The sequence below is a fragment of the Nonomuraea dietziae genome (genome assembly GCF_014195505.1).
Classification (GTDB): Bacteria; Actinomycetota; Actinomycetes; order Streptosporangiales; family Streptosporangiaceae; genus Nonomuraea; species Nonomuraea roseola.
The window spans coordinates 2,533,481-2,551,473 of sequence record NZ_JACIBV010000001.1 but is presented as its reverse complement, the minus strand read 5'-3'; the positions used below and the strand labels follow the sequence as shown (position 1 = coordinate 2,551,473).

General features: G+C 70.7%; 22 protein-coding genes and 1 riboswitch. Of the genes, 9 read left to right on the top strand and 13 right to left on the bottom strand.

The window, feature by feature from the left end; translation table 11 throughout:
• Positions 1-69 precede the first annotated feature (69 nt).
• Entirely contained in the window at positions 70-597 is a 528-nt protein-coding gene (locus tag FHR33_RS12320) for a hypothetical protein (RefSeq protein ID WP_183646215.1), read from the bottom strand.
• A gap of 118 nt (positions 598-715) precedes the next feature.
• Positions 716-2,083 carry an ankyrin repeat domain-containing protein gene (locus FHR33_RS12315; protein WP_246451794.1) on the bottom strand — a complete coding sequence of 456 codons (1,368 nt, stop codon included), beginning with the start codon at positions 2,081-2,083 and terminating at the stop codon, positions 716-718.
• Between the two features lie 157 nt (positions 2,084-2,240).
• Between FHR33_RS12315 and FHR33_RS12310 the strand changes: the two genes are divergently transcribed.
• On the top strand, positions 2,241-2,900 hold the full coding sequence (locus FHR33_RS12310) for a DUF1707 SHOCT-like domain-containing protein (RefSeq protein WP_183646213.1): 660 nt from the start codon (positions 2,241-2,243) through the stop codon (positions 2,898-2,900).
• Between the two features lie 127 nt (positions 2,901-3,027).
• On the opposite strand, the gene FHR33_RS12305 is transcribed toward FHR33_RS12310, so the two are convergent.
• The 6 genes from FHR33_RS12305 to FHR33_RS12285 form a co-directional block, all read right to left on the bottom strand.
• On the bottom strand, positions 3,028-3,882 hold the full coding sequence (locus FHR33_RS12305) for a sirohydrochlorin chelatase (protein ID WP_376773135.1): 855 nt from the start codon (positions 3,880-3,882) through the stop codon (positions 3,028-3,030).
• Entirely contained in the window at positions 3,879-4,607 is a 729-nt protein-coding gene (locus FHR33_RS12300) for a phosphoadenylyl-sulfate reductase (RefSeq protein ID WP_183646207.1), read from the bottom strand. Before FHR33_RS12300 ends, FHR33_RS12305 begins: the two co-directional genes overlap by 4 nt.
• Positions 4,604-4,747, bottom strand: coding sequence for an Insertion element protein (locus FHR33_RS12295; RefSeq protein WP_183646205.1), 144 nt, complete (start codon positions 4,745-4,747; stop codon positions 4,604-4,606). The genes FHR33_RS12300 and FHR33_RS12295 overlap by 4 nt, the downstream gene beginning before the upstream one ends.
• Positions 4,744-6,417 carry a nitrite/sulfite reductase gene (locus FHR33_RS12290; protein ID WP_183646203.1) on the bottom strand — a complete coding sequence of 558 codons (1,674 nt, stop codon included), beginning with the start codon at positions 6,415-6,417 and terminating at the stop codon, positions 4,744-4,746. The genes FHR33_RS12295 and FHR33_RS12290 overlap by 4 nt, the downstream gene beginning before the upstream one ends.
• A gap of 116 nt (positions 6,418-6,533) precedes the next feature.
• Positions 6,534-6,617 carry a putative leader peptide gene (locus tag FHR33_RS53240; RefSeq protein ID WP_350655632.1) on the bottom strand — a complete coding sequence of 28 codons (84 nt, stop codon included), beginning with the start codon at positions 6,615-6,617 and terminating at the stop codon, positions 6,534-6,536.
• 62 nt (positions 6,618-6,679) lie between these two features.
• On the bottom strand, positions 6,680-6,820 hold the full coding sequence (locus FHR33_RS12285; protein ID WP_183646201.1) for a hypothetical protein: 141 nt from the start codon (positions 6,818-6,820) through the stop codon (positions 6,680-6,682).
• A gap of 1 nt (position 6,821) precedes the next feature.
• On the opposite strand from FHR33_RS12285, the gene FHR33_RS12280 reads away from it, so the two are divergent.
• From FHR33_RS12280 to FHR33_RS12255, 6 genes are all read left to right on the top strand, one after another.
• Positions 6,822-7,592: a TIGR03084 family metal-binding protein gene (locus tag FHR33_RS12280; protein WP_183646199.1), complete on the top strand. Its 771-nt coding sequence runs from the start codon at positions 6,822-6,824 to the stop codon at positions 7,590-7,592.
• A 32-nt stretch (positions 7,593-7,624) separates the two neighbouring features.
• Positions 7,625-7,996 carry a YccF domain-containing protein gene (locus FHR33_RS12275; RefSeq protein ID WP_183646197.1) on the top strand — a complete coding sequence of 124 codons (372 nt, stop codon included), beginning with the start codon at positions 7,625-7,627 and terminating at the stop codon, positions 7,994-7,996.
• A 65-nt stretch (positions 7,997-8,061) separates the two neighbouring features.
• Positions 8,062-9,024: a YihY/virulence factor BrkB family protein gene (locus tag FHR33_RS12270; RefSeq protein WP_221241073.1), complete on the top strand. Its 963-nt coding sequence runs from the start codon at positions 8,062-8,064 to the stop codon at positions 9,022-9,024.
• A 12-nt stretch (positions 9,025-9,036) separates the two neighbouring features.
• Positions 9,037-9,120: riboswitch (ZMP/ZTP riboswitch) on the top strand.
• Position 9,121: 1 nt separating this feature from the next.
• Positions 9,122-10,399, top strand: coding sequence for a serine hydroxymethyltransferase (gene glyA, locus FHR33_RS12265; RefSeq protein ID WP_428834758.1), 1,278 nt, complete (start codon positions 9,122-9,124; stop codon positions 10,397-10,399).
• A gap of 312 nt (positions 10,400-10,711) precedes the next feature.
• Positions 10,712-11,812 carry a ribosome small subunit-dependent GTPase A gene (gene rsgA, locus FHR33_RS12260; protein WP_183646194.1) on the top strand — a complete coding sequence of 367 codons (1,101 nt, stop codon included), beginning with the start codon at positions 10,712-10,714 and terminating at the stop codon, positions 11,810-11,812.
• A 99-nt stretch (positions 11,813-11,911) separates the two neighbouring features.
• Complete coding sequence (locus tag FHR33_RS12255) at positions 11,912-12,541, top strand: phosphoribosyltransferase (RefSeq protein ID WP_183646192.1); 630 nt, start codon at positions 11,912-11,914, stop codon at positions 12,539-12,541.
• A 3-nt stretch (positions 12,542-12,544) separates the two neighbouring features.
• Here FHR33_RS12255 and FHR33_RS12250 read toward each other — a convergent pair whose 3' ends face one another.
• A complete protein-coding gene (locus FHR33_RS12250) occupies positions 12,545-13,009 on the bottom strand; it encodes an ATP-binding protein (RefSeq protein WP_183646190.1) in 465 nt (154 codons plus the stop codon).
• A gap of 178 nt (positions 13,010-13,187) precedes the next feature.
• Here FHR33_RS12250 and FHR33_RS12245 point away from each other — a divergent pair, with 178 nt between their 5' ends.
• Positions 13,188-14,078 (top strand): Sco1979 family transcriptional regulator, encoded by an 891-nt coding sequence (locus FHR33_RS12245; protein ID WP_183646189.1) that lies wholly within the window; start codon positions 13,188-13,190, stop codon positions 14,076-14,078.
• Between the two features lie 64 nt (positions 14,079-14,142).
• Entirely contained in the window at positions 14,143-14,376 is a 234-nt protein-coding gene (locus FHR33_RS12240) for a DUF397 domain-containing protein (RefSeq protein ID WP_183646187.1), read from the top strand.
• A 235-nt stretch (positions 14,377-14,611) separates the two neighbouring features.
• Here FHR33_RS12240 and FHR33_RS12235 read toward each other — a convergent pair whose 3' ends face one another.
• The 4 genes from FHR33_RS12235 to FHR33_RS12220 form a co-directional block, all read right to left on the bottom strand.
• Complete coding sequence (locus FHR33_RS12235; protein ID WP_183646185.1) at positions 14,612-14,923, bottom strand: WhiB family transcriptional regulator; 312 nt, start codon at positions 14,921-14,923, stop codon at positions 14,612-14,614.
• A 100-nt stretch (positions 14,924-15,023) separates the two neighbouring features.
• Positions 15,024-15,857, bottom strand: coding sequence for a sucrase ferredoxin (locus tag FHR33_RS12230; protein WP_246451792.1), 834 nt, complete (start codon positions 15,855-15,857; stop codon positions 15,024-15,026).
• Between the two features lie 160 nt (positions 15,858-16,017).
• Positions 16,018-17,499 (bottom strand): glycerol-3-phosphate dehydrogenase/oxidase, encoded by a 1,482-nt coding sequence (locus tag FHR33_RS12225; RefSeq protein ID WP_183646180.1) that lies wholly within the window; start codon positions 17,497-17,499, stop codon positions 16,018-16,020.
• A complete protein-coding gene (locus FHR33_RS12220; protein WP_183646178.1) occupies positions 17,496-17,993 on the bottom strand; it encodes a TetR/AcrR family transcriptional regulator in 498 nt (165 codons plus the stop codon). The genes FHR33_RS12225 and FHR33_RS12220 overlap by 4 nt, the downstream gene beginning before the upstream one ends.

The window sequence follows — 17,993 nt, the reverse complement described above, 5'->3', positions numbered from 1 at the left end:
ACATATCCCGGTAACCGTGCGTAACCTGCCACGCCAGGGGGCGTGTCATCGCGCGGGCTCGCCCGTCCGTCAGGCGCAGCCGCGCGATGAGGTCCGCAGGCAGGCCCAGCCCGCCCTGCCCACCGGCGCGGCCTCGCCGGGAGGCCTCGTGTCGCGGCTGCCGGTGTCGGAGGGGAAGATCTTGACCGTCGCCCCGGTCCTCTCGCGTCGCAGCAGCAGCTGGCCCGCGTGGTTGTTGTGCGCCGAGCCGAACGAGCCGACCCGCAGGTCGGTCCACCTGTCGGCGGCGCTCAGCACCCACTGCGTGCCCAGGTAGCCCGCCCTCTGCCAGAAGCAGGCCACGCCCGAGTCGCAGTCGCCGAGGCCGTCGAAGCGCGCGCAGGTCTCGGGGAAGACATGGACCGACAGCGCCCCGCCGTCGTAGGCGACGGTGTTGCCGTCGACCCGCCTGCCTCCTGGATGCCGCCGCAGCTGGGCGTCGAGCGCCCTGGCGGCGTCGGCCGCGCACGCGTCACGACGCGGCGCGGCCGCCTGGGCGGCGGGGACCGGCAGGAGGGCGACGAGCAACGCCGAAGCGACAGCGAGTCTGGTCTTCACACACGCTCCTTGCGGGTGGCCAAGCCGGAAGTGACCACGGAACGTTAGCGCGACCTGACGCTCCGTGTGAACCGAACGGCCTCACGGCGTGGCTCGTCACCCGCCTTCCCCTGCGCCGTCAGGAGCCCAGCGTCGTCCTGGCCTCCTCGGCCACGTCGCGGGCGTAGTCGTCGTCGCTTTCGGCCAGCACCCGCTCGATGCCCTGCCTGGCCCGCTCGTCCTTGCGCAGCGCGAGCCCGCGGGCGGCCTCGGCCACGGTGTGCAGATCGGTGTCCGTCAGCCGCGCGGCCAGGGCCTCCCGGATGCCGGGAGTGTCGGCGTCGAGGTTGGCGAGACCGGTGGTGGCCCAGTCGCGGACCTCCTCGTCGGAGTCGCCCGTCATGTCGATCAGCAGCGCCAGCCCCTCGGCGTGGTCGTTCGGCAGCACGTCGGCCAGGGCGATGGCATCGGTCATCGTCCGCTTGTGGCCGGGCCTGCCGATGATGTCGAGCACCTGCGGCAGCGCCCTGTGGTCGCCCTGGTGGCCGAGCGCGGACAGCACCGAGCGCAGCACCTGCGGGTTGCCCTCCGTGGTGGCCATCTTCTGCAGCAGCGGCAGGGTGCGCTCGCGATAAGGCTTCTCGCCGTCCTCGGTGACGCCGAACTGGGCGATCGCGTCGACGCCGAACTCGCGCTCGCGGGCGTCCTCGCTGACGCACAGCCTGGACAGCGCCTCGTAGGTCTCCTCGTCGCCGCGCCTGGCGAGGTTGTCGGCGACGATCCACCAGGTCTCGGCGTCCTCGTCGGTGTCGCGGTGCGCCAGCGCCCGCGCGACCAGCTGCTCCACCGGGGTCTCGACGCCCTCGGCCTCCTCCAGCACGGTCGCGATCGCGGCGTGGCCGCGCTGCGCCTGGGCCTCGACGGTGCGCTCGCCGTCGGCGGTCAGCGCCGTCACCGTCACCAGCTCGGTGCCGTCCTTGGCGTACTGCCTGGTCACGACGTACTGCCTGTCGTCGGGACCGTCGTGCTGGATCTGGTCGAGCAGCGCGCTCTCGAGATGCACGCCCACCCAGTCGGCCGCGATGTCGAGCGCGCTGTCGCCGTCGCCGTCGTACTTCCCGACGTCCGCGCCGGCCGCCAGCAGCACCTGCACCACGCCGAGCGCGCCGCGCCTGGCCGCCAGCGTCAATGGCGTGTCACCGGCGTCGTTGGCGGCGTCGACCTCGGCGCCCGCCTCGATGAGCACCTGGGCGCTCTCCGCGTGCCCGTTGGCCGCCGCCCACGCCAGCGCCTGCCAGCCGCCGGGCTCCCTGCCGTTGACGTCGGCGCCCGCGGCAAGCAGCGCGCCCACGACCGGCACGTGGTTCCACGCCGCGGCCCCGCACAGCGGGAGCCCCTCGTCCTCGCCCTCGCTGACCACGTTGGGGTCGGCGCCACCGGCCAGCAGGTCGCTCACGGTCTCCAGGTTTCCGGCCAGCGCCGCCCGGTAGAGCTGTTCCTCATGCATGTCACGGACCCTAGCGCAGCCCAGGCCCTGGACCTGGATCTCGACCTGGATCCCCACCCGGATCCCGGCCCGGTCGAGTGGTGCCCGCCGCCGTGGAGAGCGAGCGGTTCGAGGTTTGCCCCTCCGCAGGAACGACAAAACGCGATATGTTGCGTCTATGAGTGAACCGGGGGAACTGCGCGCCTCTGACATGGAAAGGGAGGCCGTCGTCGAGCGGCTGCGGGTCGCCTCCGTCGAGGGCAGGCTCACGCTGGTCGAGCTGACGGACAGGACCGAGGCGGCCTACCTGGCCACCACGCACGCCCAGCTGGCGCTGCTCACCCAGGACCTGCCCGCCGAGGGCACGTACGCGCCCTCGCCCGTTCCCTCGCCCTCCCGCAAACGGCGCTGGTTCGTGGCGATCATGGGTGACACCAAGCGGCGCGGCAAGTGGAAGGTCGAGCAGGAGCTCGGCGCGGTGGCGGTCATGGGCGACGTGCTGCTCGACCTGCGCGAGGCCGAGGTGCGCACCAACGTCATCGACGTCACCGCGGTGTCGGTGATGGGCGATGTGAAGATCATCGTGCCCGACGGCGTGGACGTGGACCTTGACGGCATGGCGATCATGGGCGACAAGAAGGTCGACGTGATGGAGGCGGCGCCCGGCATGAACGTGCCGGTGGTGCGCGTGCACGCCTACGCCGTCATGGGCGACGTCAAGGTGATCGGCGACTCCAGGGCCAAGCCGATCAAGCGCGGCTGGTCGGCGTGGCGCGAGCACCTCGGGCTGGGCGGCGAGCACCTGTGGGGCGAGCCCAGGCAGCTCGGCCGCGACTGACCGAGCCCGACTGACCGAGCCCGACTGACCGAGCCCGACCGAGCGCGTCCGAGCGCCCCCATGGGCCCTTGCGTGCGGCCAGGCGGCCGAGACGGCAGGCGGGGGCCGTGACGGTCCCCTCAGGCCCTCAGGCGGGCACCCTGACAGGCTCGTGCCTCAGCGCGCTCGTGTAACGCTCCAGCACGACCTCCACGAGCTCGGGGGAGGGGCCGAGCACGTCGGCCACCACGTCGGCGCCGGCCGCCAGCGTGTCCCTGCGCACCTTGTCGGCGAAGAACCCGGGTGCGAGCAGGTACGGCGCGACCGCCACCCTCGGCGCTCCCGCGGCCCGCAGCGACGCCACGGCCTCGGCGGGCGTCGGCCCCGCGGCCGAGGCGTAGGCCGGGACCACCTCCCACCATCGGCCTGCACCGCCTTCATGGAACCCGGGAGCCGCCCAGGAGGGACGGGCCGTCCAGGCGCTCGCCAGGTCGGCGATGACGGCGTTGGCCCTGGCGTCACTCGAACCCGCCGAGACCAGCACCAGCGCGGTGTCGGGCGCGCCGGGCCGTACCCCGGCCTCGGACAGGCGGCGCTCCAGCGCCGGCAGCAGCAGCGGGTGCGGGCCCAGCGTCGTGCCGTAACGCACCCGCAGCAGCGAGTCGCGGGCGCGCGCCTCGGCGAGCGCGGCGGGCAGGTCGACGCGGCTGTGGTAGGCCTCGGTCAGCAGCAGCGGCAGCACGACCGCCTCGCGCAGGCCGTGCAGCGCCTGGGCCAGCGTGGGCGGGCCGTGGTCGAGGTAGGCCGAGCGGACCGTCAGGCCGGGCCGCGCCTGCCTGACCCGCTCGAGAAGCGCCTCCACGGTCGCGGCGGCGCGCGGGTCGCGCGACCCGTGCGCCACCGCGACCAACGGGACCGCGCCCCTGCCAAGGCGCGCCCCCTCACCCGCCGGATGCCGCCCGGCGGTGGCCGGAGGTGCGGAGATCACAGGTGCGGAGATCACAGGTGAATGCCGCATTCGGTCTTCCCCATGCCCGCCCAGCGGCCGCTGCGCGGGTCCTCGCCGTCGGCGACCTGGCGGGTGCAGGGCGCGCAGCCGATCGAGGGATAGTTGTCATAGTGCAACGGGTTGATCAGCACGCCGTTGTCGGACATGTAGTTGTCGACGTCGTCCTGGGTCCACCTGGCGATCGGGTTGACCTTGACCATCTGGCGCTTGGCGTCCCACTCCACGACCCTGGTGCCCGTGCGGGTGGGCGACTCGTCGCGGCGGATACCGGAGATCCAGGCGAGGTACGGCTCGAGCGCCCTGTTCAGCGGCTCCACCTTGCGCAGGTAGCAGCACAGGTCGGGGTTGCGGCCGAACAGGCGGGGACCGAGGTCGCGCTCCTGTTCACCGACCGTCCGCGAGGGCTGCACGTTGATCACGTTGACGTCATAGACCTGCTGGACCGCGTCACGGGTGCCGATCGTCTCGGCGAAGTGGTAGCCCGTGTCGATGAACAACACGTCCACCCCCGGCTTCACCCTGCTCACCAGGTCGATCAGCAGGGCGTCGCTCATCGAGGAGGTCAGGCACAACCGGTCGCCGAACGTCGCGGCCGCCCACCGGATGATCTCGCGGGCGGGGGCGTCCTCCAGGAACACGGCAGCGGACTCGACGATGGCCTGCAGGTCGAGCGTGCCGCGTTGCTCTCTTAACGTGACTTCGAGGTCGACGAGCGTCATATCTTCACTCCGATTCCGAGAAACTTCAGCTTGAAGGCGCGCACGCAGGACCTGCAGTACCAGCCCCCGTCGCCCTCGTAGGGCTCCAGGTCCTCGTCGCCGCAGTAGGGGCAGTGGAAGGGGACCGCTCGCTCGCTCATTTCAGGTCCGCCTCGTCTGCTCGCTGGACCCAGTCGGAGAACGACTCGCCGTCCTTCTTCTGCTCCTCGAAGTGGGTCACGACCCGCTCCACGTAGTCGGGCAGCTCGTCGGCGGTCGTCTTCAGCCCTCGGACCTTGCGGCCGAAGCCCGGGTTGACGCCGAGGGAGCCGCCCAGGTGGATCTGGAAGCCCTCGACCTGCTCGCCCTGGTCGTTGACGACGAGCTGGCCCTTCAGGCCGATGTCGGCGACCTGGATGCGGGCGCAGGAGTTGGGGCAGCCGTTGACGTTGATGGTGAGCGGCTCGGCGAAGGCCGGCAGCCGCTGCTCCAACTCGTCGATGAGGTGGGAGGCCGTCGCCTTGGTCTCGACGATGGCGAGCTTGCAGTACTCGATGCCGGTGCAGGCCATCGTCTGACGGCGGAAGGTGGAGGGGTTGACCTGCAGGTCGATGGCCTCCAGCGCGGCCACCAGCGAGTCGACCCGGTCGGGCGCGACGTCGAGGATGACCATCTTCTGCTCGACGGTGGTGCGCACCCTCGCCGAGCCGTGGCGCTCGGCCAGGTCGGCGATCAGGTGCAGCTTGTCGCCGTCGACGCGGCCGACCCTGGGCGCGAAGCCGACGTAGAAGTTGCCGTCCTTCTGCGGGTGCACGCCGACGTGGTCGCGGCGGCTGTCGCGGGGCTGCTCGGGCGCGGGGCCGTCGGGCAGGTCCTCCTTGAGGTACTCGGTCTGGAGCACGTCGCGGAACTTCTCCACGCCCCAGTCGTTGACGAGGAACTTGATGCGGGCGCGGTGGCGCAGGCGGCGGTAGCCGTAGTCGCGGAAGATGCCGATCACGCCGCCGTAGACATCGCTCACCTGGTCGGGACGGACGAACACGCCGATGCGCTTGCCGAACATCGGGTTGGTGGACAGGCCGCCGCCCACCCACAGGTCGTAGCCCTTCTCGCCGTGCTCGTTGACGACCGCGACGAAGGCCACGTCGTTGATCTCGTGCACCGTGCAGTGCGCGGGGCAGCCGGAGATCGCCGTCTTGAACTTGCGCGGCAGGTTGGAGTAGGCCGGATCGCCGATGAAGCGGTCGTGCACCTCGCGGATCTGCTCGGTGGCGTCGAGCACCTCCTCGGTGTCGATGCCGGCCAGCGGGCAGCCGAGGATCACGCGCGGCGTGTCACCGCAGGCCTCGGTGGTCGACAGGCCGACGGCCTCGAGGCGCGCCCAGATGTCGGGCACCGCCTCGATCTCGATCCAGTGGTACTGGATGTTCTGCCGGTCGGTGAGGTCGGCGGTGCCCCTGCCGTACAGGTTGGAGATGTCGGCGAGCACCCGCAGCTGCTCCAGCGACAGCTGGCCGCCGTCGATGCGGACGCGGAGCATGAAGTAGCGGTCGTCGAGCTCCTCGGGCTCGAGGATGGCCGTCTTCCCGCCGTCGATGCCGGGCTTGCGCTGGGTGTAGAGGCCGTACCACCGCATGCGTCCGCGCAGGTCGGCAGGGTCGATGGAGTCGAAGCCGCGCTTGGAGTAGACGTCGATGATGCGCTGGCGGACGTTCAGCCCATCGTCGTTCTTCTTGTTCTCCTCGTTCTTGTTGAGCGGCTCGCGGTAGCCGAGAGCCCACTGACCTTCGCCACGCGGGCGCTTGTGATGCCGGCTGGCAGGGGTGGTCATAGCGCGTCCTTTGGGTTCGTGGGCGCGCGTTACCCTCCTCCTGCCTCTTCGTCGAGTGCAGGGGCTGAGCTTTGGGCTGGTGCGACGCGCGCGCCGTTACAGAAAACGGGAAGGAGTTAGCGGGCGTCGCTACAGATGGCACTACGGACACGCTGAAGGTCGACGTGACGTCGCACGACGAGCATCGGGTCCGCTGGCATACCTCGAACCATACCTCGGTGGTCGGGTATGTCCAAGGCCGGGTCCACAGTCTGGACGATCTTCAGCCCTGTCTGGGCCAGTCGAGCTCCGACTCCTGAGGCCTCTCCTCGCCCTGGTGCTGGCAGTCGCACCAGGATCCGCCCCTGCACTCCTCGTGCAGCCGCTCCTTGCACTTCTCGCAGATCACCTCTTGATTATTCACCGTGGACTTCTTCGCAGAACTACTCGCCGACCTGCGCGCCGAGACCGCCGACCTGGAGGCCCTGCTGGAGGGCGCCGACTGGGAGTTGCCCACCCCGGCCGAGGGGTGGACCGCTCGCGACCAGGTCGGCCACCTGGCCTGGTTCGACGAGGCGGCCACCAGGGTGGTCACCGAGCCTGGCTCCCTCCGCACGGACGTGTCCGTCGACGACCTCGTGATCGAGGCCCGCGCGCTGCGGGCGGAGGCGGTGCACGCCTGGTTCCGTACGGCCCGCGCCCGCATGCTGGAGACCTTCGCCACGCTCGACCCCAGGACCAGGCTGCCGTGGTACGGCCCGCCGATGTCGGCCGCCTCCTTCGCCACCGCGCGCCTGATGGAGACCTGGGCCCACGGACAGGACATCGCCGACGCGCTGGGCGTGACCAGGACGCCCACCGCCAGGCTCAGGCACGTGGCGACGCTGGGCGTGCGGGCGATGCCGTACGGGTTCGCGGTGCGGGGCCTGCCCGCGCCGCGCGACCCCGTGCGGGTGGAGCTGACCATGCCGGACGGCACGCCGTGGACGGCGGGCCCGGAAGGGGCGGCGGACGTGGTGCGCGGCCCGATGCTCGGCTTCTGCCTGCTCGTCACCCAGCGTCGTCACCTCACCGACACCGGGCTGGTCGCCGAGGGCGCGACGGCGGGCCGGTGGATGGCGGTGGCGCAGGCGTTCGCCGGCCCGCCCGGCAAGGGCAGGGCTCCCTCAGGGGCGATTCAGGGCGATACCGGATGATCTTTTTGGATAGGTCCTGACATGCTGGAACTATGCGGACAATCCTGAACGTCATCTGGCTGGTCCTGGCCGGGATCTGGTTGGCGATCGGCTATGTGATCGCCGGCATCATCTGCTGCGTCCTGATCGTCACGATCCCCTTCGGCATCGCCTCGTTCAGGATCGCCGCCTACGCGCTGTGGCCGTTCGGCAGGACCGTCGTGCGCGACTCCGACGCGGGCGCGATGTCGACCATCGGCAACGTCGTCTGGCTGGTCTTCGCGGGCTGGTGGCTGGCGCTCGGGCACGTCATCACGGCGATCCCGCTGTTCGTCTCGATCATCGGCATTCCGCTCGGCGTGGCCAACATCAAGATGATCCCCGTCTCCCTCCTGCCCCTCGGCGCGCGTATCGTCGAAACCTGACACGAGATGGGATTGTCACAGGTCGTCGCGGGAAGTGACCGGTGACAGCGAATACCTTGGGTGCCATGACGTCCACCGACGTACCGCCGCGCACCAAACGGCGCGGCCCGCGGCTCAGCATGAGCCGCGCGAGGGAGCGGCTCAACTGGGTGCTCGACACCCGGTCGTGGGCCATCGTTCGCGCGTCCGTGGACGCCGGCGTCACCTACCGGGTCACGGGCCTGGCCGGTGAGGCCGCCTTCTTCGCGCTGCTGTCCCTGCCGCCGTTCGTCCTCGCCCTCATCGGCGTGCTGGCCAAGCTCGGGGTCTGGCTCGGGCCGACCATCGTCGAGGAGGTGAGGACCTGGGTCGAGCAGCAGGCCGCCCTGCTGTTCACCCCCGAGGCCGTCGCGGGCGTGGTGACCCCGCTGATCGAGGACGTGCTGCGCGACGACGCGGGCAAGGTCTCACTGATCTCGCTCGGCTTCCTGCTGTCGCTGTGGTCGGGCTCGAGGGCGCTCTACGTCTACGTGGACCTCATCTCCGTCGCCTACGGCCTGGGCGAGGAGCGCGGCATCATCCGCACCAGGCTGATGTCCTTCGGGCTCTACCTGATCGGCCTGGTCATCGGCATCATCGTCATGCCGGTGCTGGTCATCGGGCCGACCCTGCTGAAGGACGGGCTGCCGCCCGACTACGGCGCGCTCGTCGACGTCCTCTACTGGCCGACCGTGATCCTCGGCTCGGTCATGTTCCTGACCGTGCTGTACCACGTGAGCGTCCCGGTGCGCACCAAGTGGTACAGGGAGCTGCCGGGGGCGATCCTGGCGCTGTTCCTGTGGATCATCTGCGCGGCCGTGCTGCGCGCGGTCCTGGCCGCCTGGATCTCGCCTGTCTCCATCTACGGCTCGCTGGCCACGCCCATCGCCGTGCTGTTGTGGCTGTACATCACCGCGCTCGCCGTCCTCATCGGAGCGATACTGAACGCCGAGGTGGACAGGCTGTGGCCGGGCGAGGGAGCGACGAGGGCCAGCCGTACGGCCGGCTGACATCCGATATCGTCTAGGCGTCGCGACTGGCGCATTTGGGTGGGGCTACCACCGGGGAGCGGAAGGGGGCGAAGGCCGAGCGCCTGGGTCTTCGCACATTGTCAATGACGACAGGGGAGTCATGAGTTCTCTCGCCAACGTGGACCCGCAGATCGCCGACCTCATCAAGGCCGAGGAGCGCCGCCAGGCCGACACCGTCAAGCTGATCGCCTCCGAGAACTACGTCTCCAAGGCGGTGCTCGAGGCCACCGGCACGGTCCTGACCAACAAGTACTCCGAGGGCTACGCGGGCAAGCGCTACTACGAGGGCCAGCAGGTCATCGACCAGATCGAGACCGTGGCGATCGAGCGTGCCAAGGCCGTCTTCGGCGTCAACCACGCCAACGTGCAGCCCTACTCGGGCTCGCCCGCCAACCTGGCCATCTACATGGCCTTCCTGCAGCCGGGCGAGACCGTCATGGGCATGGGCCTGCCCTTCGGCGGCCACCTGACCCACGGCTGGTCGGTCAGCGCCACCGGCAAGTGGTTCAACCCCGTCCGCTACGGCGTTCGCCAGGACACCGGCCGCATCGACATGGACGAGGTCAGGGAGATCGCGCTGCGCGAGCGGCCCAAGCTGATCTTCTGTGGCGGCACCGCGATCCCGCGCACCATCGACTTCGAGGGCTTCGCCGAGATCGCCCGCGAGGTCGGCGCCGTCCTCGCCGCCGACATCGCCCACATCGCCGGTCTGGTGGCCGGTGGCGCGCACCCCTCGCCCGTCGGTCACGCCGACGTCATCTCCACCACCACGCACAAGACGCTGCGCGGCCCGCGCGGGGCCATGCTGATGGCCACCTCCGACGAGCACGCCACCGCGCTGAACAAGGCGGTCTTCCCCGGCCTGCAGGGCGGCCCGCACAACCACACCACCGCGGCGATCGCCGTCGCCCTGCACGAGGCGGCCCAGCCGTCCTTCCGCGAGTACGCCGCGCAGGTCGTCGCCAACGCCAAGGCCCTGGCGGAGGAGCTGTCCTCGCGCGGGTTCGACCTGGTCTCGGGCGGCACGGACAACCACCTGATCCTGCTCGACCTCACGCCCAAGGGCATCGGCGGCAAGCCCGCCGCGCAGGCGCTCGACAGGGCCGGCCTGGAGACCAACTACAACACGGTGCCGTTCGACACCCGCAAGCCGTTCGACCCCTCCGGCATCCGCATCGGCACCCCCTCGGTGACCTCCCGCGGCATGAAGGAGGCCGAGATGCGGCAGATCGGCGCGTGGATGGACGAGGTCGTCACCGCGCTGGCCAAGGGCGACGCCGAGGACGTCATCACCCGAGTCCACCACGAGGTCAGCGAGCTCACCGCGCAGTTCCCCGCTCCCGGGCTGGGCTGACCCCCGCAGCACCGCCGACGCGCCCGCCGTCCCCCTCCTCGGGGGACGGCGGGCGCTGTCATGAGCCGCCCACGGCCGGGGAGTACAGCGACGCGCGAGCGCGCGTCGGGGCGCCGGTCACCTGGTCACCTGGGCGGCTGGGCCAGGCGGGCCACGGGGCTCGCGTGGTAGGGTGCCCGCAGGCAGACGGCCACGAGACACAGGAGGTGAGGACTATGCGGGTCTTTCTGAGCTGCACGCTGTCCGAATTCCTCCGGGTGCCCGCCTGACCGATTCCGCGCGGGGCCCGGTTTCCCGAAGGGTACCCAAGCGTTGAACACGCACGATCTTTCTCTGCTCGGCTGGACCGACTCGCTGGCCGCCGAGCTTCCCGCGGGCACCGTCCCCGCACGAGTGGCCAGGGTGGACCGCGGCGCCGCCGAGGTCATCTCCGCCGACGGGCACCACCACGTCAAGTACGGCTCCCGCGTACGGCGGGCCTCCTCCGACGACCCCGTGGCCCTGCCCTGCGTCGGCGACTGGGTGGCGCTCAAGGAGCTGCCCGAGGGGCGGCACGAGCTCGAAGCGGTGCTGCCCCGCCGTACCGCCTTCGTCAGGGGCGGCGTCAGCCGCACCTCGCGCGGCGGGCTCTCCGGCGACGGTCAGGGGCAGGTGCTGGCGGCCAACGTCGACCTCGTCTTCGTGGCCGAGCCGTCCATGCACGCCATCGACTTCGCCGACCTCGGCCGCATCGAGCGGCTGGTGGCGCTGGCGTGGGAGAGCGGCGGCACGCCCGTCGTCCTCATCACCAAGTCCGACCTGTTCGAGCGGGGCCTCGACGACCTGCTGGCCGACGTCGCCGCCGCCGCGCCCGGCGTGGCGGTGCACGCCGTCTCCTCCGTGCTGGGCGAGGGGGTCGCGCTGGTGCGCGACTACCTGGCGGGCTCACGCACCGCCGTCGTGCTCGGGCCTTCGGGCGCGGGCAAGTCCACCCTGGTCAACGCGCTGGCCGGGGACGGGGTCATGGAGACCCAGCTGGTCCGCGCGGGCGACGGCAGGGGGCGGCACACCACCGTGCACAGGGAGCTCATCCCGCTGCCGGGCGGTGGGCTGATCATCGACACGCCCGGCATCAGGCGGGTCGGGCTCTACGAGATGACCGACGGCGTGGACCTGGTCTTCGCCGACATCGAGGCGCTGGCGGGCTCCTGCAGGTTCGGCGACTGCGGGCACGACGGCGAGCCCGGCTGCGCCGTACAGGCGGCGGTGGAGAGCGGCGAGCTGGCCGAGCGGCGGCTGGAGAGCTGGTTCAAGCTGCAGAGGGAGGCGGCCTGGATGGCCGGCAGAACCGACGCCAGGCTGCGCAAGGAGCAGCAGAACCGGTGGAAGATCATCCACAAGGAGATGCGCCGCTCGGGCCGCAACAGGCCGTAGCGGGGCCGTCCCCGTGCCGTCACCGGTGACCTAGCGTGAAGGTCACCGGTGACCGGCTCAGGGGAGGGGCTCGCCTCCCGCAGCGGGTATCACTGCGCTATGGCCCATCTCTTCATCGACAGGGCGGAGGCGGGCGCTCTGCTGGCCGAGCGCCTGCTCGGCCTGCACGACCCGGTCGTGCTGGCGCTGCCCCGCGGCGGGGTGGCGGTGGCGCTGCCCGTGGCTCGCAGGCTCGGCGGGGTGCTCGACGTCCTGGTCACCAGGAAGATCGGCTACCCCGACTCGCCGGAGCTGGGTGTGGGGGCGATCGCCGAGGGCGGCGAGCCGGTCTTCGACGAGCAGCTGATGGCCCGCCTCGGCCTCACCACCGCCGACCTGGAGGAGGTGGTGGAGCGCGAGCGAAGGGAGCTGGCGCGCAGGGTGCGGGTCTACAGGGGGAGCAGAGCGCTGCCGGACGTGGCGGGGCGCGACGTCGTGGTGGTCGACGACGGGCTGGCCACCGGCGTCACCGCCAGGGCCGCGCTGCGCGCGCTGGCCGCAGCCGAGCCCGACAGGCTCACGCTGGCCGCGCCGGTCGGAGCGGCGCGGACGGTCAGGATGCTGCGCGGTGAGGCGGACGAGGTGGTGGTGCTGGCCACACCGCCGGACTTCCGCGCGGTCGGCCAGTGGTACGAGTACTTCGACCAGCTCGGCGACGCCGAGGTGCTCTCGCTGCTGCGGGCGCGCTGAGCCTCAGGCGAGCGCCGCCCAGACGAGCTTGCCGCCGCCGGGGGGATGAAGCCACCCCCAGGCCGTCGCCAGCGCCTCGATGAGCGGCAGCCCCCTGCCGAACTCGGCGAGGAAGCCCGAGGTGGAGGCCACGGGCACGGCTCCGCTGAAGTCCTGTACGGCGCAGCCGAGCCGCCTTTCCGAGCACATCAGCCTGAGCGATCTGGCGCCGCCCCCGTGCCTGATGGCATTGGTGATCAGCTCGGAGACGACGAGCTGCGCGTCGAAGACGGCGGTCTCGCCGGAGTCCCAGCCGGTGAAGGTGGCGCGCACGAACCGCCTCGCGCTGCCCACCAGCGCGGGATCGGCGGGCATCGTGAACTCCAGCAAGGCGACCTGCTCGCCAGGTTCGCCTGACAGCAGGTCCTCGAGCCACGCGGGCGGTGCGGTGCCCTTCGTGGCGTGCCATGGTGCTGCGGAAGTGGTCATGGAGGTCCCCGGGGCTCGGATACTTCACGCGGTCCAAGTGTCCATATTTACGGCGAGGGCTTACCGATGCAAGACTTTTCATGTTTTACAGATGCAAGTCGCATTTGCACGTGCGCTTGGAACGTCCCACTGCCGATCCGTGTAAGACTGGATCTTTCCCGATGAAGGAGACGGCGCGATGGAAGCGGCGGAGAATGTGCGGCCCCTGAGCCCCGCCCAGGGCGGCGGCCCCACGGTGCTGCGCATCCTGCTCGGCGCTCAGCTGCGCAGGCTCCGCACGGCCAAGGGCATCTCCAGGGAGGACGCGGGCTACGCCATCCGCGCCTCGCACGCGAAGATCAGCCGCCTCGAGCTGGGCCAGGTCAGCTTCAAGGAGCGCGACGTCGCCGACCTGCTCACCATGTACGGCGTGATCGACCCCGACGACAGGGCGCGCCTGATCGAGCTGGCCAGGCAGGCCAACCAGCCTGGCTGGTGGCACAAGTACAGCGACCTGCTGCCCGGCTGGTTCGAGGTCTACATCGGGCTGGAGGGCGCGGCCTCGATCATCCGCACCTACGAGAACCAGTTCGTCCCGGGGCTGCTGCAGTCGCCCGACTACGCCCGCGCGGTGATCTCGCTGGCCCACGACAGGGCGCCGGCCGGCGAGATGGAGCGCAGGGTGGCGCTCAGGACGACCAGGCAGCAGCGCTTGACGGGGGAGCGGCCCTTGTCGCTGTGGGCGGTGCTGGACGAGGCGGTGCTGCGCCGCACCATCGGCGGCGCGCAGGTGATGCGCGCCCAGGTCGAGCACCTCATCGAGGCCTCGGAGCTGCCGAACGTGACCGTCCAGGTCATGCCGTTCGACAGGGGCGGGCACGCGGCGGCCGGCGGGCCGTTCTCCATCCTGCGCTTCCCCGAGGCCGAGCTGCCGGACGTGGTCTACATGGAGCAGCTGTCGAGCGCGCTCTACCTGGACAAGCTCGCCGAGTCCGAGCACTACACGAAGGTCATGGACAGGCTGAGCGTTCAAGCGGACACCCCCGCCGAAAGCCGACGTTTTCTGGAGCGGCTGCGCAAGATCGTCTAGTAGCCCGTATTCTCGTGCCCTGCAAGCACTGATGCACGTGCATTCGCGCGCACGAGGAGGAACCATGGGGGAGATTCCCAACGGCATCACCGCGAGCAGTCTCGCGGTGGCCTGGCGCAAGGGCAGACGCAGCAATCCCGACGGCAACTGCGTGGAGGTGGCCGTGCTGCCGACGGGTCAGTACGCGGTCCGCAACTCCCGCTTTCCCGACGACCCCGCACTGATCTACACCAAGGCGGAGATCACCGCCTTCGTCCTGGGCGCGAAGGACGGGGAGTTCGACGACCTGATCGCCTGAATGCTCGCCAGACGGCGTGGAGGCCGGGTTCCGAAAGGGCGATGCGCGTGGTCACCGGCATGACGATAAGGCTCCGGTTCGCCTGAACCGGAGCCTTCTTCGCTTGAAACGTCTTGGGCCCTTCGCAGGAGCGAAGGACGCTCGCCTGATCAGGCAGTTGTCCCGACCGGGTTCGAGTTGGTCATCGGGACAACTGCGTGATCACGCAGCTTTCTGGGCGCTGCCGGGGTGGAACTCAGGCGGCGGAGATGCCGGCGCTGGCCGCGCGGCGCATACGACGACGACGCTCGGAAGCGCGCTCGTCCTCGTTCAGACCGCCCCACGTGCCGTACTTCTCGGGCCGGGACAGCGCGTAGTCAAGGCACTCGGCGCGCACGGGGCACTGGCCGCAGATCGCCTTGGCCTTCCGCTCGCGAACGTCACGCTCGGGCTGCCGCTCGCCGTCGGGACCGAAGAAGAGCACGAGGTCCTCACCTCGGCACGCGGCATCATCCTGCCAACCCCAGCTGGGGCGCGGGCGGGCGATCTGCCGACGTACCTGAGACATGAGAAAACCACCTTCGTGAGAGGTATTTCGTAGTTGAGCCGCATTGGACGCTTTCGGCGTCACTGTTCCAACGCAGGGGTGGACCGTGATGTTCCCGTGATCAGGTGAGGGCGGGCGTGGCGTACCGCACAGGCGTGAGCCTGTCCAGCGAGACCAGCCGGTAGGTGGTGATCGTCTCGGCGCAAGCCGTACCACACGGTGCTTGGAACACCGATGGCTCAACCACAACCTGGAACCGGACCTCACCGCAGCGCACGATGGCTTCGGTGACGTCGCCTTCCGACCTTGAGGATTCCACGGCCACTCCGCCGACCGAGAGCTCACCCGTGTGGACACGGGCGAAATGCTCGGCGGCTTGCGATGGCTCAGGGATGCCTGCGCGTCCCCGGTAACGGTCGAGAATCACCTCGCCGGACCGGTACGCGTTGGCCGCTGCGATCGCAGCAGCCTGAGACATGCTGCCGTAGAAAATTCCGTGTGGCAAGCACACGAGGTTGGCGGCGTAGCGATCGCCGCCAACATGTGAGGTTTCCCACACTCTGTCCGGCAAAACTTCTGCCAGGCGACGAGCGAGGGGTAGTCCAATGCGGGCGCAACACGCATTGCGCTTGGCGTGCGTGCAGACCAGAAATACCGGCTCGTCTTCAAGTATGCAGGACTCTGGGACCACTCCGGCCATCACGGCGTCCAAGTCAAGATCGTCCGGACCTGCGATGACACCCCCCGCGAGCCAGGGGTTCGCTCCCGCCGCGTAGCCGACTAGCACACGCAGGCCCTGCCCCCGCTGGCGGGTCCTGCGCCCCGGACGGCGGATCAACTGGGGCCTGATACCGCGTTCCGACGCTCTGCGCACGAGTTCCGCGATGTCGGCGGGAAGGTCGCAGTTCTCCAGATGTGACGCCCACGGACCGTCGTGCTCGATCAGCAGCCACATGCGGGCGCCCACCGTGGCGCTCGCAAGGGTCGGCACGTCACCGGTGTGAGCGCCGGCCGGATGGTCGCAGCCCCTGCGCATGTGTCACTTCCCCCGATCCCCGTCTTAGGTAAGACTAACCTAACGCTTTAGGGGGTGTGCAGGAGGGGTCAACACGCGTTCAGAGGGTCAACGCGTGACGGGCGGCGCCGGTCGCGGCCTCCCTGTCCTCGGCGACGAGCCCGATCCTGGTGCGGCGATCGAGCAGGTCCGCCTCGTCGAGCGCGCCCTCGTGCCTGACCGCCCAGACCAGCTCGCCGAGCGTGACGCCGGCGCCGACAGGCTCGGGGTGCGCCCGCGTCAGCGCCCCTACGGCCTCGGCCTCGCCTCCGTACCGCGCGGCCAGCCGTGAGGAGCCGTCGTAGGGCCGCGCGCCGACCAGAGGGAGGCGATGCGTCACGCAGGGCCCAGCGGGCAGGTTCCTGAGCCGGACCGCACGGTCGACCGCGTCCTGGGCCATGCGCCGGTACGTGGTCAGCTTGCCGCCGGTGACGGTGATCACCTCGTCCGCCGACGTCAGGACGGCGTGCCTGCGCGACAGGTCGGCCGTGCGGCCCTCGGCCTCCAGAAGCGGCCTGAGGCCCGCGTAGGCGCCCGCCACCTGGCTCCTGGCCACCGGGACCTCGAGAACGGTGTTGAGCACGGTCAGCAGGGCGCTGACGTCCGTCTCGGGAACCTCGGGCACGTCGGGCACGGGCCCCTCCAGCGGCTCGTCGGTGAGCCCCACGTGGACCCGCCCGTCGGCCTGGGGGAGTACCAGGGCGAAGCGGTTGCTCTCGCCGGGAATCGGCACGTGCAGCCCCGCGCGCAGCCCGGAAAGGGTCTCGCCGCGCAGCACCAGGTGGGTGCCTCGCGAGGGCCGCAGCCTGAGGCCGGGGGTGAGCCCGCCCGCCCACACGCCCGCCGCGTTGATCACCACGCGCGCCCTGATCGTGAACGACTCGCCGGTCAGCTCGTCGCGCACCTGCGCCCCCTCGCGGTGCAGCTCCAGCGCCCTGCACCTGGTCAGGATCCGAGCTCCGTGGCCCGCCGCGGTCCTCGCGAGCGCCACCACCAGGCGGGCGTCGTCGAGCAGCCTGCCGTCCCACGACAGCAGGGCGCCGCGCAGGCCGCGCTCACGCAGCACGGGCGCCAGCGCCCTCGCCCTGGGCGGGGAGAGCCTGGAGGGCCCCGGCAGCAGGCGGCGCGGGGTGCGGGCGGCGGCGCGCAGCCCGTCTCCCATGCGGTAGCCGGTCATGACCAGCGCCGCCTGCGCCCTCGACACCTCTGGGGTGAGCGGCAGCAGGTACGGGGCCGCCCTCACCAGGTGCGGCGCGGTGCGGGTGAGCAGGATGCCGCGCTCGACCGCGCTCTCGCGCGCCACGCCGACCTGCCCCTGGGCCAGGTAGCGGAGGCCGCCGTGGATCATCTTGGAGCTCCATCTGGAGGTCCCGAAAGCCAGGTCGTGGGCGTCGATCGCGGCTACTGTGAGGCCGCGGGAGGCGGCGTCGAGCGCCACTCCCGCCCCCGTCGCGCCAAGCCCCACGACCAGCACGTCCACGGTCTCGACGCGAACCCGGTCCAGCTCGGCCAGCCTGCGCGCGGCGTTCAGCGAGGTGTTCATGTGAGATACCTCTCCAGGAGGGTCGCCAGTTCGGCGTCGAGTGTCTCGGGGTCGCCCATGGTGTGGGCCGACAGCAGGAACGACTGGGCGGTCAGCAGCACGGTCCGCGCCCGCGCGGGGCTCATCGCGCCTTCGAGCACGGCGAGGATGGCGTCGTGGCTGGCGCCCCTGCGCCGCGTCAGGTACGGCAGCAGCAGCTCGGGGTCGACCTCCACGATCTTGCGCCACAGCGGGTGCTCGCGCAGCGCGCGCACGCCCTCGACCACGGCGGCGACGGGGTCCGACAGGTCGAGCCCCGACACCACCCGCAGCCACTCGCGCGTCATCAGGTCGCCCACCAGGCTGCCGACGTCGGGCCAGCCCCGGTAGATCGTCATGCGCGACACCCCCGCCCGCCTCGCGACGTCGGTCAGCGTCGTACGCCGCACCCCGTAGGCCAGCACGCAGTCGTATGCGGCGTCCAGCACGGCGTCATTGTGACGAATTGCCGTCAT

What these genes read in the sequence shown, in the direction of transcription:
- FHR33_RS12315 (WP_246451794.1), bottom strand. Translation starts at nt 2,083, where the DNA reads ATGCATGAGGAACAGCTCTACCGGGCGGCGCTGGCCGGAAACCTGGAG.
- FHR33_RS12310 (WP_183646213.1), top strand. Translation starts at nt 2,241, where the DNA reads ATGAGTGAACCGGGGGAACTGCGCGCCTCTGACATGGAAAGGGAGGCC.
- FHR33_RS12300 (WP_183646207.1), bottom strand. Translation starts at nt 4,607, where the DNA reads ATGACGCTCGTCGACCTCGAAGTCACGTTAAGAGAGCAACGCGGCACG.
- FHR33_RS12295 (WP_183646205.1), bottom strand. Translation starts at nt 4,747, where the DNA reads ATGAGCGAGCGAGCGGTCCCCTTCCACTGCCCCTACTGCGGCGACGAG.
- FHR33_RS12290 (WP_183646203.1), bottom strand. Translation starts at nt 6,417, where the DNA reads ATGACCACCCCTGCCAGCCGGCATCACAAGCGCCCGCGTGGCGAAGGT.
- FHR33_RS53240 (WP_350655632.1), bottom strand. Translation starts at nt 6,617, where the DNA reads ATGCCAGCGGACCCGATGCTCGTCGTGCGACGTCACGTCGACCTTCAG.
- FHR33_RS12275 (WP_183646197.1), top strand. Translation starts at nt 7,625, where the DNA reads ATGCGGACAATCCTGAACGTCATCTGGCTGGTCCTGGCCGGGATCTGG.
- FHR33_RS12270 (WP_221241073.1), top strand. Translation starts at nt 8,062, where the DNA reads ATGACGTCCACCGACGTACCGCCGCGCACCAAACGGCGCGGCCCGCGG.
- FHR33_RS12255 (WP_183646192.1), top strand. Translation starts at nt 11,912, where the DNA reads ATGGCCCATCTCTTCATCGACAGGGCGGAGGCGGGCGCTCTGCTGGCC.
- FHR33_RS12250 (WP_183646190.1), bottom strand. Translation starts at nt 13,009, where the DNA reads ATGACCACTTCCGCAGCACCATGGCACGCCACGAAGGGCACCGCACCG.
- FHR33_RS12245 (WP_183646189.1), top strand. Translation starts at nt 13,188, where the DNA reads ATGGAAGCGGCGGAGAATGTGCGGCCCCTGAGCCCCGCCCAGGGCGGC.
- FHR33_RS12240 (WP_183646187.1), top strand. Translation starts at nt 14,143, where the DNA reads ATGGGGGAGATTCCCAACGGCATCACCGCGAGCAGTCTCGCGGTGGCC.
- FHR33_RS12235 (WP_183646185.1), bottom strand. Translation starts at nt 14,923, where the DNA reads ATGTCTCAGGTACGTCGGCAGATCGCCCGCCCGCGCCCCAGCTGGGGT.
- FHR33_RS12230 (WP_246451792.1), bottom strand. Translation starts at nt 15,857, where the DNA reads ATGTGGCTGCTGATCGAGCACGACGGTCCGTGGGCGTCACATCTGGAG.
- FHR33_RS12225 (WP_183646180.1), bottom strand. Translation starts at nt 17,499, where the DNA reads ATGAACACCTCGCTGAACGCCGCGCGCAGGCTGGCCGAGCTGGACCGG.
- FHR33_RS12220 (WP_183646178.1), bottom strand. Translation starts at nt 17,993, where the DNA reads ATGACGGCAATTCGTCACAATGACGCCGTGCTGGACGCCGCATACGAC.